16 protein-coding genes are annotated in these 16795 nt (G+C 53.0%); 3 read left to right on the top strand and 13 right to left on the bottom strand.

All coding sequences use genetic code 11. The features are described from left to right. Positions 1-149: 149 nt before the first annotated feature. The 12 genes from trpS to GPJ68_RS01750 all read right to left on the bottom strand — a co-directional run bounded on the left by trpS (position 150) and on the right by GPJ68_RS01750 (position 10312). Complete coding sequence (gene trpS / locus GPJ68_RS01805; RefSeq protein WP_016154784.1) at positions 150-1154, bottom strand: tryptophan--tRNA ligase; 1005 nt, start codon at positions 1152-1154, stop codon at positions 150-152. Next, positions 1147-1905, bottom strand: coding sequence for a phosphoglycolate phosphatase (gene gph / locus GPJ68_RS01800; RefSeq protein ID WP_016154785.1), 759 nt, complete (start codon positions 1903-1905; stop codon positions 1147-1149). The genes trpS and gph overlap by 8 nt, the downstream gene beginning before the upstream one ends. Then, positions 1898-2575, bottom strand: a complete 678-nt coding sequence (gene rpe / locus GPJ68_RS01795) for a ribulose-phosphate 3-epimerase (RefSeq protein ID WP_003023561.1) — start codon at positions 2573-2575, stop codon at positions 1898-1900. Before rpe ends, gph begins: the two co-directional genes overlap by 8 nt. Positions 2576-2592: 17 nt before the next feature. Continuing rightward, a complete protein-coding gene (gene dam, locus GPJ68_RS01790; RefSeq protein ID WP_016154786.1) occupies positions 2593-3429 on the bottom strand; it encodes an adenine-specific DNA-methyltransferase in 837 nt (278 codons plus the stop codon). 117 nt (positions 3430-3546) lie between these two features. Next, the gene (gene damX, locus GPJ68_RS01785; RefSeq protein WP_016157630.1) at positions 3547-4833 is read right to left on the bottom strand and encodes a cell division protein DamX; all 1287 of its coding nucleotides are present in this window, start codon (positions 4831-4833) and stop codon (positions 3547-3549) included. A gap of 96 nt (positions 4834-4929) precedes the next feature. After that, positions 4930-6018, bottom strand: a complete 1089-nt coding sequence (aroB, locus tag GPJ68_RS01780; protein WP_016154788.1) for a 3-dehydroquinate synthase — start codon at positions 6016-6018, stop codon at positions 4930-4932. A 57-nt stretch (positions 6019-6075) separates the two neighbouring features. Next, positions 6076-6597, bottom strand: a complete 522-nt coding sequence (aroK, locus tag GPJ68_RS01775) for a shikimate kinase AroK (RefSeq protein ID WP_003023552.1) — start codon at positions 6595-6597, stop codon at positions 6076-6078. A gap of 404 nt (positions 6598-7001) precedes the next feature. Continuing rightward, on the bottom strand, positions 7002-8249 hold the full coding sequence (gene hofQ, locus GPJ68_RS01770; RefSeq protein WP_104652064.1) for a DNA uptake porin HofQ: 1248 nt from the start codon (positions 8247-8249) through the stop codon (positions 7002-7004). Further along, on the bottom strand, positions 8152-8565 hold the full coding sequence (locus GPJ68_RS01765) for a HofP DNA utilization family protein (RefSeq protein ID WP_016154790.1): 414 nt from the start codon (positions 8563-8565) through the stop codon (positions 8152-8154). Before GPJ68_RS01765 ends, hofQ begins: the two co-directional genes overlap by 98 nt. Further along, complete coding sequence (locus tag GPJ68_RS01760; RefSeq protein ID WP_016157632.1) at positions 8555-9010, bottom strand: hypothetical protein; 456 nt, start codon at positions 9008-9010, stop codon at positions 8555-8557. The genes GPJ68_RS01765 and GPJ68_RS01760 overlap by 11 nt, the downstream gene beginning before the upstream one ends. Beyond that, positions 8994-9533 (bottom strand): PilN domain-containing protein, encoded by a 540-nt coding sequence (locus GPJ68_RS01755; protein WP_104652069.1) that lies wholly within the window; start codon positions 9531-9533, stop codon positions 8994-8996. The genes GPJ68_RS01760 and GPJ68_RS01755 overlap by 17 nt, the downstream gene beginning before the upstream one ends. Further along, on the bottom strand, positions 9533-10312 hold the full coding sequence (locus tag GPJ68_RS01750; protein ID WP_016157634.1) for a hypothetical protein: 780 nt from the start codon (positions 10310-10312) through the stop codon (positions 9533-9535). The genes GPJ68_RS01755 and GPJ68_RS01750 overlap by 1 nt, the downstream gene beginning before the upstream one ends. A 120-nt stretch (positions 10313-10432) precedes the next feature. On the opposite strand from GPJ68_RS01750, the gene mrcA reads away from it, so the two are divergent. Next, positions 10433-12985, top strand: coding sequence for a peptidoglycan glycosyltransferase/peptidoglycan DD-transpeptidase MrcA (gene mrcA, locus GPJ68_RS01745; RefSeq protein WP_047415970.1), 2553 nt, complete (start codon positions 10433-10435; stop codon positions 12983-12985). 58 nt (positions 12986-13043) lie between these two features. On the opposite strand, the gene nudE is transcribed toward mrcA, so the two are convergent. Continuing rightward, positions 13044-13604, bottom strand: a complete 561-nt coding sequence (gene nudE / locus GPJ68_RS01740) for an ADP compounds hydrolase NudE (protein WP_016157636.1) — start codon at positions 13602-13604, stop codon at positions 13044-13046. Between the two features lie 322 nt (positions 13605-13926). On the opposite strand from nudE, the gene igaA reads away from it, so the two are divergent. Then, the gene (gene igaA / locus GPJ68_RS01735; protein WP_019078148.1) at positions 13927-16062 is read left to right on the top strand and encodes an intracellular growth attenuator protein IgaA; all 2136 of its coding nucleotides are present in this window, start codon (positions 13927-13929) and stop codon (positions 16060-16062) included. Positions 16063-16124: 62 nt separating this feature from the next. Then, on the top strand, positions 16125-16793 hold the full coding sequence (yrfG, locus tag GPJ68_RS01730) for a GMP/IMP nucleotidase (protein WP_016157638.1): 669 nt from the start codon (positions 16125-16127) through the stop codon (positions 16791-16793). Positions 16794-16795 lie beyond the last annotated feature (2 nt).

Raw genomic sequence — 16795 nt, 5'->3', positions numbered from 1 at the left:
TCAGTAAATTGAATATTTATATCTTCATTAAATTGATTGATATAAGGAAATATGCAAACGGCGAGGCGCTTCATATTTTTTGAGATTCACCAGCGAACAGGCGAAAAAAAACCGGGTAGAACCCGGTTTCTTCAGCAACGCAGAGCGCATTACGGCTTGGCGACAAAACCAATCGCTTCGTAAACCGCTTTCAACGTAACAGACGCGCGTGCGCTGGCTTTTTCAGCGCCATCTTTCATCACCTGCTGCAGGAAAGCTTCATCGTTACGGAAACGGTGATAACGCTCCTGAAGCTCGGTCAGCATGCCGGAAACGGCCTCTGCGACTTCACCTTTCAGATGACCATACATCTTGCCTTCAAAGTGCTGTTCCAGCTCCGGAATGCTCTGGCCGGTAACGGCAGAGAGGATATCCAGCAGGTTGGAAACACCCGCTTTATTCTGCACGTCGTAGCGTACAACAGGCGGCTCTTCGGAGTCGGTCATCGCACGTTTGATTTTCTTAACCACGGATTTCGGATCTTCCAGCAGGCCGATCACATTGTTGCGGTTGTCATCCGACTTGGACATTTTCTTCGTCGGCTCCAGCAGCGACATCACGCGCGCACCGGATTTAGGAATGAACGGCTCAGGCACTTTGAAGATGTCGCCATACAGGGCGTTGAAGCGCTGGGCGATATCGCGGCTTAGTTCCAGATGCTGTTTCTGATCTTCGCCAACCGGTACCTGGTTGGTCTGATACAGCAGGATGTCTGCCGCCATCAGCACCGGATAATCAAACAGACCGGCGTTGATGTTCTCCGCATAGCGTGCGGATTTATCTTTGAACTGGGTCATACGGCTCAGCTCGCCGAAATAGGTGTAGCAGTTCAGCGCCCAACCTAACTGTGCGTGTTCCGGTACATGAGACTGGACGAAAATGGTGCTTTTTTCAGGATCGATACCGCATGCCAGATACAGCGCCAGCGTATCGAGCGTTGCTTTACGCAGCTGCTGAGCATCCTGACGAACGGTGATGGCATGTTGGTCAACGATGCAGTAGATGCAATGGTAGTCATCCTGCATGCTCACCCACTGACGCAGCGCACCCATATAGTTGCCAATGGTCAATTCACCTGAGGGCTGTGCGCCACTAAAAACGATGGGCTTAGTCATTTTTTGATTCCTGATTTTCGCTATGCGGAAGCCCGAGAACGGGCAGTAGTTCATTAATACGGTCGTAAATAACGTCGGGTTGGCTCAGCGCGATCGACTCGCCGTAGTTGTAGCCATAAGTCAGACCAACGGACGGACAGCCAGCAGCTTTTGCCGCCTGAATATCATTACGTGAATCCCCTACGAAGAGCAATTGCTCAGGCTTGATGCCAAGCTTGCTTGCTACCAGCAGTAGCGGATCCGGATGCGGTTTTTTATTCTGCACGTCGTCACCACCGATGACCACGCTAAAGTATTTGGCGATATCTAACGCCTCAAGCAATGGCGCGACAAACGGGGTCGGTTTGTTGGTCACCAGACCCAGCGGCAATCCTTTCGCATGCATCGCGCCCAGCGTGTCGGCAACATCAGGGAACAGGAATGTCCCCTCTTCTGCGACATCGCCGTAGTATCTGTCGAACAGCTTACGCAAAATACGCACCTGTTCTTCGGCAGGGATATCATCATCAACGGGCGGTTTACCCATTGTCTTACGTAGTGTGGCGCGCTCCTGACGCGACCACGCCAGCGCGCGCTCCATCAGTACATCTGCACCGTTGCCAATCCAGGTGATAACGCGTTCTTCACCGGCAATCGGCAGTTCCAGCGCATACAGCGCCATATCCACCGCTGCGGTTAATCCCGGCGCGCTGTCGACCAGCGTACCGTCGAGGTCAAATGCAACACCCCGAATATCCTGAAACTTATCCATGACTTACCTTCGCCAGTTCATTGCGCATTTCATCAATGACTTTTTTGTAGTCTGGTTGGTCGAAAATAGCAGAGCCTGCGACAAACATATCTGCACCCGCCGCCGCGATTTCACCAATGTTGTTCACCTTGACGCCGCCGTCCACTTCGAGGCGGATATCGTAGCCAGATTCATCAATACGACGACGCACTTCGCGCAGCTTATCCAGTGTTTGTGGGATAAAGGACTGCCCGCCAAAGCCTGGGTTAACGGACATCAGCAGGATCACATCGAGCTTATCCATGACGTAGTCCAGATAGCTCAGCGGTGTTGCCGGGTTAAACACCAGGCCCGCTTTACAGCCATGCTCTTTGATCAGTTGTAAAGTGCGATCGACATGCTCGGAGGCTTCCGGGTGAAAAGTAATGATGCTCGCGCCGGCGGCGGCGAAGTCCGGGACAATACGATCGACCGGTTTCACCATCAGATGAACGTCAATCGGGGCAGTAATGCCATATTTACGCAGCGATTTCAGTACCATCGGGCCGATGGTCAGGTTTGGTACGTAGTGATTGTCCATGACATCGAAGTGCACGACGTCGGCACCGGCAGTCAGCGCTCTCGCGGTGTCCTCACCCAGGCGGGCAAAATCAGCCGACAGAATTGAGGGGGCGATCAAATACTGTTTCATCCGCTTCTCCTTGAGAATTATTTCTTCGCAGGCGTTACAACTCCTGGTTTATACAGTGCCAGCAGTTCGTTCACCTTTTTACGCGTGCCGCCATTGCTGCTAATGCTGCGCCGCACTTTGACCTGAAAATGTTTCGCCGATCGGTACCATTCGCGGGTATCGGGCGTGTCATGGTTCGAAATTAACACCGGGATCTGCTTACTGACCAGCTTTTCTGCCATCTCGGCCAGATGCGCCTGCTCTTTTGGGCTAAAGCTGTTGGTATGATACGCGGTGAAATTTGCCGTCGCCGAAAGCGGTGCATAAGGCGGGTCACAATAGACAACAGAGTTGCTATCCGCACGGTCCATGCACTCTTCATAGGAGAGACAATGGAACTCCGCATTCTGCGCTTTTTCAGCAAAATGGTACAACTCGGCTTCCGGGAAGTAAGGTTTTTTATAACGACCAAACGGTACATTAAACTCGCCGCGCAGGTTATAACGGCACAATCCGTTGTAACCAAAGCGGTTCAGATACAAGAACAGCACTGCACGGCGGAACGGATCCTGACTGGCATTAAATTCTTCTCTGAACCGATAGTACACCTCAGCCTGATTAGTTTCAGGCATAAACAGCTCACGTGAAGCCTGCACATACTCATCGGTACGTGTCTTCACGATGTTATAGAGACTGATGAGGTCGCTGTTGATATCGGCAAGAATATAACGAGAAAAGTCGGTGTTGAGAAACACCGACCCGGCACCCACGAAAGGTTCAATCAGGCATTCACCCTGAGGTAAATGCCGTTTGATATCATCAAGCAGGGGGTATTTTCCCCCTGCCCATTTCAAAAAAGCGCGATTTTTTTTCATGCTGACTAACTAATTACACCTTCTCCGGCTGTGGAGAAAGCTCCGACAGCATCCTGCGCTTTAGTCTTTGTCCCGCAATTGGGCGAAACAGCAAACCATTGCAGAACATATCCTATCTTACTTCAAATCGGCCTGAACCTGGTGCAGCGGTTTTGCCCACGGATTTTTCGCCTGAATATCGGCGGGTAGCGTAGACACTGCACGTTTCGCATCTTCTTTAGACGCATACACGCCTGTTACCAGAACATACCACGGTTGACCGTTACGCGTCGTCTGATACACCACGTAGTTCTTCAGGTTTTCTTTCTTCGCCCAACCGTTAAGGTTGTCGTAGTTAGAAGAACTGCTGAGCTGCAGCGTGTAATGGCTGGACGGCGCAGATTTTAACGCTCCGACATTTCCTGCACTTTTCGCTCCACCAGCAACAGGTGTTGACGTTGTTGCCGTCGCAGTTGGCGCAGGCGTTGTAGTCGCGGTTGCTTTCGGCTCAACGGTCGCCTTCGGAGTAGCGGTAACCACAGGTGCTTTGGTTGTGGTCGTCGGCGCAGTTGCAGTTGGTTTTGCCTGAGCAACAGGTTTCGGCTCTGTCTGCGTCGCTTTCACCGTAGTTTGCGGTTTGCTCTTCGGCTCAATAACGGCCTGTTTACGTTCCTGGTGTGTCGCAGCAGGGCGTTCAGCCGTTTCCGTTTTCGCAGTCTGGCGCACAGCATTACCATTACGAACTGGCGCAACGGTCGCAGGTTCGGTCGGCAGCGTAGAGTTAACCACTACATTGTTAACCTGCTCCTGGCCTTGCGGTTGCGTCAGAGCGTTGTTCAGATCGCCCTGCACTTCAACACGCTGCTGGCCTTCAGTTGCCGCAGGTGTCTGACCTTGAGTTGGGGTAGAGGAAATCGGCGGTAGGGAAACATCCTGCTGGGTATTGCCAGCGGTCTGCTCAGCGCCTGTTGCAGGCGTAGTCGTGCTCGCCTGATCCGTCGCGTTATTGCCAGAAAGATCGATGCTCTTCTCGCCAGATCCAGCCTGCTCACTGGGAGATGATGAGGGGGCTTTCAGCGCAGAACCGATACCGATGATCAGCAGCAACAGCACCAGGACACCGACACCCATCATCATATACTGACGAGAGGCAGGCTTGCTGGCGGGTTTCTTACGCTTGCGCGGACGACGTTCTACACGCTCTTCATCCACGTCATCGTCATCAGATTCATACTCTTCTTCAATGTCCCGTTCTTCTTCACGCTCTTTACGTGCGCGCGCAGGACGGCGATCGTCAGCATCCAGATCAACATCATCAAAATTGATTTGCGGCTCATTATCGCGTTCAGACGATTGACGAGAACGACCAGTACGACGATCGCTGGGATCGGGTTTCAGCTCGTCTTCTGGTTTGAATTCATCCATTTAACACCCCACTCAAAGGTTAATGCTTACGACTTTGCACATAACCTGAAGCTAAAAGACCTACGTTTCGCAACGCAAGCCAGACCTTTCTTGTTGTTACGCCGGCTGGCAATCAGCAATAGCGTTAAGAACCACCTCGTGCGACACTCCGCCGCGCACTTCACTCTTCCCTAATGCCAGTGGAAGCACTAAACGAATCTCTCCCGCTAACACTTTTTTATCTCGCAGCATGTGCGGCAGATAAGCCTCGCTGGACATTTCACGCGGTCCATTGACCGGCAAGCCCGCTCGCTGGAGCAGCGTAATGATGCGCTGCGTATCAGCGGAGGTAAACTGTCCAAGACGTTCTGACGTACGAGCAGCCATTACCATACCTGCTGCAACGGCTTCACCATGTAACCAATTGCCATAACCCATTTCAGCTTCGATCGCATGGCCAAACGTGTGTCCCAGATTCAGTAAAGCACGTAAGCCCATTTCACGCTCGTCCGCTGCGACAACTTCTGCTTTCAGCTCACAACAACGACGAATACAGTACGCCATCGCCGGACCATCCAGACGCAATAACGCATCCAGATTTTCTTCCAGCCAACTGAAAAATTCACCGTCAAGGATGATGCCGTATTTGATCACTTCCGCCAGCCCCGATGCCAGCTCACGCGCAGGAAGCGTTTTCAGACAATCGAGATCCACCACCACGGACGCCGGTTGGTAAAACGCGCCAATCATGTTTTTACCGAGGGGATGGTTTACGGCGGTTTTGCCGCCAACGGAGGAGTCGACCTGCGACAACAGGGTTGTCGGGACTTGAATAAAACGAACACCACGCTGATAGCTGGCTGCCGCAAAACCGGTCAGATCGCCTATCACGCCGCCGCCAAGTGCGACTAACGTGGTATCACGACCGTGCGGTTTTTGCAGTAACGCAGTGAAAACCGTATCCAGAACCGTCAGGCTTTTATACTGCTCGCCATCGGGAAGGATAACGCTATCAACGTTAACACCCGCCTGTTCAAGTACGCCGCGAACCTTATCGAGATAAAGGGGAGCCAGGGTTTCGTTGGTCACCAACATAACCTGATCGCCCGATTTCAGCGGTAAGAATGAAGCTGGCTCATTAAACAAACCAGCCGCGATGGTGATAGGGTAACTACGTTCCCCGAGAGTGACTGTGATCCTCTCCATTACGCGACATCCACCTTAGTTACTTGTACCCGCAGACGAGTGTGTATTCAGCCAGAATTAGTTGCTTTCCAACATATGAATAATCTGGTTTGCTACGACTTTTGCGCTCTGATCGTCGGTGCGAATGGTCACGTCAGCAATCTCTTCGTACAGAGGATTGCGTTCGTCAGCCAACGCTTCCAGAACTTCACGAGGCGGCGATTCTACCTGCAGCAGCGGGCGTTTCTTGTCACGTTGAGTTCGCGCAAGTTGTTTTTCAATTGTCGTTTCAAGATAGACCACGACGCCACGCGCGGAAAGACGGTTACGTGTTTCACGTGATTTAACAGAGCCACCGCCAGTTGCCAGCACAATACCCTGTTTTTCCGTCAACTCGTTGATGACTTTTTCTTCGCGATCACGGAAGCCGTCTTCACCTTCTACATCGAAGACCCAGCCCACATCAGCTCCGGTTCGTTTCTCAATCTCTTGATCAGAATCGTAAAATTCCATATTGAGTTGTTGAGCTAACTGGCGCCCAATAGTGCTTTTTCCGGCACCCATAGGCCCAACCAGAAAGATATTGCGTTTCTCTGCCATTTTTTCGGTACTACTAAGACTATTCGTTAATGGTAAACCCGCTTCGCAGACACTCAGCGCAGCAGGACATGAACTGAAACCTCATAAGATATTGCGAGAGTCAGACTGAAAATTATCTCAATACTCAAGCGGGTTTGGCAACTGAATAAATCACCAAACCTTACGCATTTCTGGTCGTGGCAGGCATGCTACCCTGCAAACATCAGACCTGGCGACGTATCGCGCAGCCAAATGACACCAAATAAGCCTATGACACACCACCAGAAAGGCAAAGCGTATTTACTGCCGCATAAGTAAAGAAAAGTACCGACACTCAAATCGGTACTCCTTGTATGCTAAATACACCCGCACGTCAAATCTCTGAAACGTGTTCAGTGCAAAAACAACGGCTTTTCATGCATAAGTTATTGCGTTGAAACCAGTCTGGGCGTAATAAAAACCACTAATTCACGCCGTTCGTCTTCTTTACCATCATGACGAAAGAGAGAGCCAAGCCAGGGGATGTCGCCCAACAGCGGCACGCTGTCGGCTGCGGATTTATTCTTATGTGAAAAAATCCCGCCCAGCGCAATCGTCTCGCCGCTTTTTACCTCGACCTGGGTTTCAATCTCCTGCTTATCAATAGCCAGAACTTCGCCATCCGCCTGCTGTAGCACCTGCCCGGGAACATTCTGGCTGATATGCAGTTTCAGTCTGATTCGTCCTTTCTGCAATACGGTGGGCGTGACTTCCATCCCTAATACAGCTTCCTTGAACTCGACGGATGTCACGCCGCTTTCACCGCTGGAGACCTGATAAGGGATCTCACTACCCTGCTTAATACTGGCAGGTTGCAGGTGAGAAGCCAGTAAGCGTGGACTGGCGATGATGTCCAACTGCTGTTTTTGCTCCAGCGCAGACAGCTCCAGCTCGAGTAAACGACCGTTAATACGGCCAATGTTAAATCCCACACGGGATGTGGCTGTGGATACAGAAAGATCGCTGGCAAGCGTTGTGACGTTCCCCACCGCCCCCGATTGCTGTGCGTCAGCCAGCGACCACTTCACCCCCAGCTCACGCAAGCTTTTTTCATTAATCGTCACGATATGCGCCGCCAGTTCGACTTGTGCAACCGGCAGATCCATTTGCGCCACCCACGTTTCCAGTGCGTTAAGCGCAACGCTATTATCACGCAGCAGTAAGCGGTTGGTGCGTTTATCCACCGTCATGCTTCCTTTGGCGCTGAGCAGCTTTTCTCCGGCTTTTGCCAGCTCGGAGGCATCAGCATATTGCAAAATGATACTGCGATGTTCCAGCGGAAGGCTGGCCTGAAGCCGTGCCTGTTCATTGTCCTGACGAGCCGCATTTTCACTCTGCCACTGAACAGAATGCACATGCAGAATGTTGCCTTCCTGGCGTAATACCAGCCCGGCGCTTTTCACCACCGTTTGCAATGCCTGCTTCCAGGGCACATCCGTCAAATGCAGTGACAGCACACCGCTGACATCCGGTGAAACTACCAGGTTTTTCTTTTCCTGTTCGGCCAGCGCCTGCAATACCTGCACAACTGGCACATCATCGACCACCAGCGTCACGTTTTGTGATTTCGCCGCCAGTACGCTCTGAATCCCGACCACCAGTACGAGTACTATCCATGCCATCCATCGCTTCATTTATCGCTCCTTGTCGTTGCCACTGCCACTGCGACGGCTCGCAGTTTTTCCCTGTGTCGAGGGTTACGCTCTGGGCCGTTATCTGCGTAACCGTCCAACCGTTTTTCAGGACATCATTTCGCTCAACCCGCTGCCATTTTTTCTGGCTATCCTGAACAATGCCAATGGGTCGCGCGCCCTGGCTCAATATTCCCTGATAGCGCCATGCCGACAGCTCAGCAATTTGGCAACGGTCCTCCGGCGGCAGGAAAGGATTACGCATACCGGTGAGTATCAGTACGCTTACGCACGCCAACAGCCAGCGTTCAACCATCATTCAGGCGCTCCAGTTGTAGTGTTAACAGCAGCTCCGCACCTTCTGCGTAAAGAGAAAACCGGCTGACGTTCATCCCTTGCTCCGCTAATTGGTCAAACATCGGCGGGATGACATCCCAGCCTGGCTTCAGCGTCATTTCTCCGCCCTGTGCGGAGGGTTGCCAGTGGATAAGATGTGCAAGAGGAGTCTGAAACAGCAGTGGGGAGAACGGAATCAGCGTCTCTTCAGGCTCTTCTGGCGATGCCGCCAGCAGATATAAATTTCGCCATTGTGCCTGAATGGCCGCTCGTTGCTGGTTTAGCGCCTCTTGTTGCATAACCCGTTTCTGCGCGGTGGAGCTGAGGCATAACATGACGACGATGAGCAGTCCCAGCATCCAGCCACAGCCGCAGATGAGCCGAAAGCGCGGCGACTGCGCTAACCAGCTATCACAAAGCGTTTTCATGCGCACCGCTCCGCATCAGTCGATAGTGGAATTGCCAGCGTCCCTGCGCATCCTGCTGCGTTTCGCCAGGGCTACCCAATTTAAACAGCGGCAGCTGGCGTAATTGCGCTTCCAGCGCCTTCAGCGCGGCAAAGCTCAGCGTGTTTCCCGTCAGTTCCAGCGTCTCCTGCTGCCAGGTTATTTTTGTTAACCACGCCTGCTCTGGCAGTAATTCCGCCAGCCCTTGCAAAACCCGCTGCCAGCTTCGGGTCTGCTCACGCTGTTTGTTCCGCGCTTGAACCTGTTGCCATCGTTGCTGGCGCTGCTGCACACGCGGCTTTAGCGCCATTAAAGCCTCGGCCCGCGTCTTTTCGGCATCCGCTAACAACAATTCGACCTGGTTTTCTACGCTCAAAACACTGTAATAGCGCAACAACACGCCGATACTAAGCAGTAGCGAAGCGACAAATAAAACACTCCAGAAGCGTAGGCAGGCGCGACGTCGCGTCTGGCGCCAGGGCAGAAGATTGATGGTCGCTATCATCAACATGTGCCTCCCATAGCGAGTCCCAGTGCAATGGTGAAGCGATGGCTTTGCGTTGGAATTGGCGGCTGGCGTACAGACACCACGCTTAAAGGATCGAAGCCGCTGGGATCGCATAGCGCAATGGCTGTCGTGGAAAGCGATAATGTCGCGGCAAGCTCGTCGATACAGCCAATATCGCCCGTTGATTTACGCCCCCATGCCGAACGGGTCGCCCATAGCCACTGGGTGTCATCACGCCATACCAGACACTGATGACGTTCTGGCAGGTAAGGTATAAATCGCTGTAACGCGCTGGCATCCGGCGTAATCGCCGTAACCTGTACCTTCAACGTTTGGATAAGCGTCAGAAGCGCTGAAATCTCTTTGCTTTGTGCGGCAGTGACGTTAAACGCCGGGCTTAACGTGTCTTCGCTATAATCAAAATGCAGCGCATCCGGCGCCATATCCAGCTCACGCGCCATCGAACCGGATAACCATGCGGCTTGCTCCGGCTCGCGCAGCATCATTTCTGGACGAGGGTACTTTTTTTGTAACGTCCTGTTGGCAGGAAAGGAGAGATGAATATGGTGTCGGCGAGGAAGCTCCCGGCTCCACGGCAGTAGCGCTGCGACAAGCTGTTCAGGCTCGCGAATGTGGCCATCGACGATAACCTGAGGCGTCAGCGGTATACGCCACCAGCGCTGGAGAAACCAACCGGATGCGTCGTGAACTACGGCGACAGCCAGCGCTTCATGTTGCTGAATATGCAGACCAATTTTCCAGATATTGAAAGCCATTGCTGATGATCTCCTTATCACCCGTTGCTTTAACGGGTATATCAATGCGTCTGGCTTGCCTTTATACTACCGCGCGTTTGTTTATAAACTGCCCAAATGCCACTAAATGGGAAATCTCCAGTGAAGTTCGTAAAGTATTTATTAATCCTTGCAGTATGTTGCATCCTGCTGGGAGCAGGCTCGATTTATGGCCTCTATCGCTATATTGAGCCGCAATTACCTGACGTCGCGACGCTCAAAGATGTGCGTTTACAGATCCCGATGCAGGTTTACAGCGCTGATGGCGAGCTGATCGCGCAATATGGCGAGAAACGTCGAATCCCGGTCACCCTGGATCAGATGCCGCCGGTAATGGTTAAAGCCTTTATCGCTACCGAAGACAGTCGTTTTTATGAGCACCACGGGGTAGACCCGGTGGGGATCTTCCGTGCTGCCAGCGTCGCGCTGTTCTCCGGCCATGCATCGCAAGGGGCCAGCACCATTACCCAACAGTTGGCGAGAAACTTCTTCCTGAGCCCGGAACGTACGCTGATGCGTAAGATCAAAGAAGTGTTCCTGGCGATCCGCATTGAACAACTGCTGAGTAAAGATGAGATCCTCGAACTGTATCTGAACAAGATTTACCTGGGATATCGCGCCTATGGCGTAGGTGCTGCCGCGCAGGTCTATTTCGGTAAGACGGTTGATCAGCTCAGCTTAAGTGAAATTGCGGTGATTGCCGGTCTGCCAAAAGCGCCGTCAACCTTCAACCCCCTCTATTCGATGGAAAGGGCAACCGCGCGACGTAATGTCGTACTGTCGCGTATGTTGAGCGAAAACTACATCACGCAGGCCCAGTACGATCAGGCGCGCGGCGAAGCCATTGACGCCAACTACCACGCGCCGGAAATCGCCTTCTCCGCGCCGTATCTCTCTGAGATGGTGCGCCAGGAGATGTATAATCGTTATGGCGAGAAAGCCTATGAGGACGGGTATCGCATCACCACCACCATTACGCGCAAAGTACAGCAGGCTGCTCAGCAGGCAGTACGTAACAACGTGATGGATTACGACATGCGCCACGGTTACCGCGGCCCGTCGAACGTGCTGTGGAAAGTGGGCGAAAGCAGTTGGGACAGCAAGAAAATCACCGATACGCTGAAAGCGCTACCGACTTATGGTCCCCTGCTACCGGCGGTTGTTACCAGCGCCAATCCGCAGGAAGCCATTGCCGCGCTGGCGGATGGTACGTCAGTGTCATTACGGATGGATGGCATGCGCTGGGCGCGTCCTTACCGCTCGGATACCCAGCAAGGCCCGACGCCGCGCAAAGTGACTGATGTGGTGCAAACCGGGCAGCAAATCTGGGTACGCCAGGTTGGCGATTCCTGGTGGCTGGCGCAAGTACCGGACGTCAACTCCGCACTGGTCTCCATCAATCCGCAAAACGGCGCGGTGCTGGCGCTGGTCGGTGGTTTTGACTTCAACCAGAGCAAGTTTAACCGTGCAACCCAGGCGTTACGCCAGGTGGGTTCCAACATCAAACCATTCCTGTATACCGCCGCGATGGATAAAGGTCTGACGCTGGCGAGCATGCTCAACGACGTGCCGATCTCGCGCTGGGATGCCGGCGCGGGTTCCGACTGGCAGCCGAAGAACTCACCGCCGCAATACGCCGGTCCTATCCGCTTACGTCAGGGGCTGGGTCAGTCGAAAAACGTGGTGATGGTACGCGCCATGCGCGCGATGGGCGTGGATTACGCGGCAGAGTATCTGCAACGTTTCGGCTTCCCGGCACAAAACATTGTGCACACCGAGTCGCTGGCGCTGGGTTCTGCCTCATTCACGCCGTTGCAGGTGGCGCGCGGTTATGCAGTGATGTCTAACGGCGGCTTCCTGGTCGATCCGTATTTCATCAGTAAAATCGAAAGCGATATGGGCGGCGTTATCTTCGAGGCGAAGCCGAAAATTGCCTGTCCGGAATGCGATATTCCGGTGATTTATGGTGATACCCAGAAATCTAACGTGCTGGAGAACAGTAACGTCGAAGATGTCGCCGTCTCGCAGGAACAGCAGAATGCCGCCGTGCCTATGCCTCAGCTTGAGCAGGCAAACCAGGCGCTGGTCGCGCAAAGCGGAACGCAGGAGTACGCTCCACACGTGATCAACACGCCGCTGGCCTTCCTGATTAAAAGCGCCCTGAACACCAATATCTTTGGTGAGCCGGGCTGGATGGGAACCGGTTGGCGTGCAGGTCGCGATTTACAGCGCCATGATATCGGCGGGAAAACCGGGACCACCAACAGCTCTAAAGATGCATGGTTCTCCGGCTACGGGCCAGGCGTGGTGACGTCGGTATGGATCGGGTTTGATGACCATCGCCGCAATCTCGGACACACGACGGCTTCTGGGGCGATCAAGGACCAGATCTCCGGCTACGAAGGCGGCGCAAAGAGCGCACAACCTGCATGGGATGCCTATATGAAGTCCGTGCTGGAAGGCGTGCCTGAGCAGCCGCTGACGCCGCCGCCGGGTATCGTGACGGTCAATATCGATCGCAGCACCGGTCAACTGGCAAGCGGTGGCAACAGCCGCGCAGAATACTTCATTGAAGGCACTCAGCCGACGCAACAGGCGGTGCATGAGGTGGGGACGACCATTATTGATAATGGTGAGACGCACGAACTGTTCTGATCCCTGACCGATCAAAAAAAGGCGCTTCGGCGCCTTTTTTATTATTCGTGAAGAGAAATTAAAGCCGCCCTTGTCCTTTCAGCCATTCGCGCACGAGGAACAGCGCACTCACATTACGCGCTTCGTGAAAATCAGGATCTTCCAGCAGGTCCATCATATGCGCCAGCGGCCAGCGCACCTGCGGTAATGGTTCAGGCTCATCACCTTCCAGCGATTCAGGATATAAGTCCTCCGCCACCACGATGTTCATCTTGCTGGAGAAATAGGACGGCGCCATGCTGAGTTTCTTTAAAAACGTCAGATCTTTTGCGCCAAACCCCACCTCTTCTTTCAGCTCCCGATTCGCCGCTTCGTACACGCTTTCGCCAGGATCGATTAACCCCTTGGAAAAACCCAATTCGTAAGATTCGGTCCCGACCGCGTATTCGCGGATGAGGATCAGGTGGTCGTCCACAATCGGCACAATCATTACCGCTTCACGCGTGGACGGGCGCATACGTTCATAAACGCGGCGTACGCCATTGCTGAACTCAAGGTCCACGCTTTCAACTTTAAACAGCCGGGATTGGGCGACGGTTTCCACTTTCAAAATCGTGGGTTTCTGTAATGATTTGCTCATTGTGAGGATCTTTGCTGTGAAATCTGGGGTTATTGTGCGATATACCGCACGGTTTCGGCAATGTGAATTGCCGTTTATTTACATTTATGTAACGTACTAAAAGTTAATCCCTATTTCAAATTAAAAGTCAATAGGTTGAAATAACTCCAGGAATTTGCTGATATTCCATTTTTAGTGATTTTGCTATGATTCGCATTTACTGGGCTGTACTTAAAGATGCTCAAGTTCGACTCCACACTTGCCGATAGCCAACCACAGAATCACGAATATTGAACAGGGTGCGACTGACCACGCCTGACAGACTAAGTAAGATGGGGAAAGCATGAGCACCATTCTGATTTTTTTAGCTGCTTTGCTGGCCTGCTCATTGCTTGCAGGATGGCTACTCAGAACGAAATCCAGACGGAAAAATTTACCCTTGAGCAACGTCTTCTCAGACGCCTCGAAGCGTAAACTCACGCCTGAAGAGCGCAGTGCAGTCGAAAACTATCTCGAAAGCCTTAGTCAAATTCAGCAGGTACCTGGTCCAACGGGCGCCAGCTCCGCGCCGGTGTCATTAACGCTGAATGCCCAAAGTAATAGCGTCATCGTGCTTACGCACGCGATTACACGTTACGGCATTACTACCGACGATCCTAACAAATGGCGTTACTATCTTGATTCCGTTGAGGTACATCTTCCCCCTTTCTGGGAACAATACATCAATGACGAAAACAGCGTTGAGCTAATCCACACCAATACGATACCGCTGGTTATCTCCCTGAACGGCCATACGCTGCAGGAATATATGCAGGAAGCGCGTGGCTATGCGTTACAGCACACCGCCTCTACCCAGGCGTCTATTCGCGGTGAAGAAAGCGAGCAGATTGAACTGCTGAATATTCGCCAGGAAACCCATGAAGAATATGCGCTTAGCCGCCCATCGGGATTGCGCGAGGCGTTACTGATTGCCGCATCGTTCCTGCTGTTCTTTTTCTGTTTGATAATCCCGGATACGTTTGTTCCGTGGACAGTTGGTGGCGCGGTGCTGCTACTGGCTGCGGGTCTGTGGGGGCTGTTTGCCCCACCGTCTAAAACCGCCCTGCGGGAAATTCATTGTCTGCGCGGTACGCCGCGTCGCTGGGGGCTGTTTGGCGAAAACGACCAGGAGCAAATTAATAATATCTCGCTAGGTATTATTGATCTGATTTATCCACCGCACTGGCAGCCTTACATCGCACAAGATCTTGGCCAGCAAACGGATATTGATATTTATCTCGATCGCCACGTTGTTCGCCAGGGACGTTTTTTATCGCTGCATGACGAAGTCAAAAACTTCCCGTTACAGCACTGGCTGCGCAACGCCGTCATCGCGGGCGGCTCGTTGCTGGTGCTACTGATGCTGCTGTTTTGGATCCCGCTGGATATGCCGATAAAGCTTACGCTTTCCTGGATGAAGGGCGCACAAACTATCGAAGCCACCAGCGTTAAACAGCTTGAAAACGCGGGCGTTCGCGTGGGTGACACGCTGCATCTGAGCGGTACGGGTATGTGTAACATTCATACCCAAGGGAGCTGGAATGCGCAGCCTTCCGCGCCGTTTATGCCTTTCGATTGCACGCAAATTATCTGGAATGACGCGCGCGCATTACCGCTGCCTGAGTCCGATCTGGTGAATAAAGCCACCGCGCTCACGCAGGCGGTGAACCGCCAACTGCACCCCAAAGCGGATGATGACTCTCGCGTCAGCGCATCGTTACGCTCGGCAATTCAAAAATCCGGAATGGTGTTACTGGACGATTTTGGCGAGATTGTCCTGAAAACGGCCGATCTGTGCGCGGCCAAAGATGAATGTGTACGTTTAAAAAATGCACTGGTTAACCTTGGTAACAGTAAAGACTGGACGGCGCTGGTGAAACGGGCGAACGCAGGCAAACTGGATGGCGTGAACGTGCTGCTGCGTCCGGTAAGCGCGGAGTCGTTGGATAATCTGGTGAATACCTCTACGGCGCCGTTTATTTCACGCGAGACTGCGCGAGCGGCCCAGACGCTGAATAGCCCAGCCCCTGGCGGTTTCCTGATTATCAGCGACGAAGGCAGCGATCTGGTCGATCAGCCGTGGCCGACAACCTCGCTATATGACTATCCCCCACAAGAACAGTGGAACGCCTTCCAGCGTCTGGCGCAGATGCTGATGCAGACGCCGTTTCGCGCGGAGGGGATCGTCACCAATATTTCGACCGACGCCAATGGCACCCAGCACATTGGCCTGCACCGTATCCCGGATCGTTCAGGATTATGGCGCTACCTTGGCACGACGCTGCTGATGTTCTCCATGCTCGGATGCGCTGTCTACAACAGCATACAGGCTTTCAGACGCTACCAGCGTCACCGCTCCCGCATCACGGAAATTCAGAGCTACTACGAAAGTTGCCTGAATCCAACGCTGATTGACAACCCGGAAAGCCTGATTCGATAACACGCTCGCGCGACAGGATATGCTACCCTGTCGCGCATCATGTTTTCTTCTGGGGAGTTTCCATGCAGATCAATATTGCCTGGCAGGATGTCGATACCGTGTTGTTAGATATGGACGGCACGCTGCTCGACCTGGCATTCGATAACTATTTCTGGCAAAAACTGGTGCCGGAAACCTATGGCGCGAAACAGGGTATCTCTCCCCAGGAAGCCCAGGACTATATTCGTCAGCAGTATCATGCCGTGCAGCATACGCTAAACTGGTACTGCCTGGATTACTGGAGCGAATGCCTGGATCTTGATATTTGCGCCATGACAACGGAACAGGGACCGCGCGCCGTTTTGCGTGAAGATACTGTACCGTTTCTTGATGCCTTAAAAGCCAGCGGCAAGCGCCGTATTTTGCTCACCAACGCGCATCCCCATAACCTGGCGGTGAAGCTGGAGCATACCGGTCTGGCCTCACACCTTGATTTATTACTTTCCACCCACACATTTGGTTATCCCAAAGAGGATCAGCGGTTATGGCACGCTGTGGCTGAAGAAACGGGAATGAGTGCAGAGAAGACGCTGTTTATTGACGACAGCGAACCCATTCTCGACGCCGCTGCTCTGTACGGTATTCGTTACTGCCTCGGCGTAACCAATCCCGACTCAGGCATCGCGGAAAAACAGTACGCACGCCATCCGTCACTGAATGACTACCGCCGACTGATCCCCTCACTGATGTGAAG

The sequence above is a fragment of the Citrobacter sp. 172116965 genome (assembly GCF_013458095.1).
In the GTDB taxonomy this organism is placed as follows: Bacteria; Pseudomonadota; Gammaproteobacteria; order Enterobacterales; family Enterobacteriaceae; genus Citrobacter; species Citrobacter braakii.
This window is presented reverse-complemented; position numbering and strand designations above follow the sequence as displayed.

Coding starts and splice junctions, on each gene's coding strand:
- rpe (WP_003023561.1), bottom strand. CDS start 2,575: ATGAAACAGTATTTGATCGCCCCCTCAATTCTGTCGGCTGATTTTGCC.
- igaA (WP_019078148.1), top strand. CDS start 13,927: ATGAGCACCATTCTGATTTTTTTAGCTGCTTTGCTGGCCTGCTCATTG.
- hofQ (WP_104652064.1), bottom strand. CDS start 8,249: ATGAAGCGATGGATGGCATGGATAGTACTCGTACTGGTGGTCGGGATT.
- gph (WP_016154785.1), bottom strand. CDS start 1,905: ATGGATAAGTTTCAGGATATTCGGGGTGTTGCATTTGACCTCGACGGT.
- dam (WP_016154786.1), bottom strand. CDS start 3,429: ATGAAAAAAAATCGCGCTTTTTTGAAATGGGCAGGGGGAAAATACCCC.
- nudE (WP_016157636.1), bottom strand. CDS start 13,604: ATGAGCAAATCATTACAGAAACCCACGATTTTGAAAGTGGAAACCGTC.
- damX (WP_016157630.1), bottom strand. CDS start 4,833: ATGGATGAATTCAAACCAGAAGACGAGCTGAAACCCGATCCCAGCGAT.
- GPJ68_RS01760 (WP_016157632.1), bottom strand. CDS start 9,010: ATGAAAACGCTTTGTGATAGCTGGTTAGCGCAGTCGCCGCGCTTTCGG.
- GPJ68_RS01750 (WP_016157634.1), bottom strand. CDS start 10,312: ATGGCTTTCAATATCTGGAAAATTGGTCTGCATATTCAGCAACATGAA.
- yrfG (WP_016157638.1), top strand. CDS start 16,125: ATGCAGATCAATATTGCCTGGCAGGATGTCGATACCGTGTTGTTAGAT.
- GPJ68_RS01755 (WP_104652069.1), bottom strand. CDS start 9,533: ATGATAGCGACCATCAATCTTCTGCCCTGGCGCCAGACGCGACGTCGC.
- trpS (WP_016154784.1), bottom strand. CDS start 1,154: ATGACTAAGCCCATCGTTTTTAGTGGCGCACAGCCCTCAGGTGAATTG.
- GPJ68_RS01765 (WP_016154790.1), bottom strand. CDS start 8,565: ATGATGGTTGAACGCTGGCTGTTGGCGTGCGTAAGCGTACTGATACTC.
- aroB (WP_016154788.1), bottom strand. CDS start 6,018: ATGGAGAGGATCACAGTCACTCTCGGGGAACGTAGTTACCCTATCACC.
- aroK (WP_003023552.1), bottom strand. CDS start 6,597: ATGGCAGAGAAACGCAATATCTTTCTGGTTGGGCCTATGGGTGCCGGA.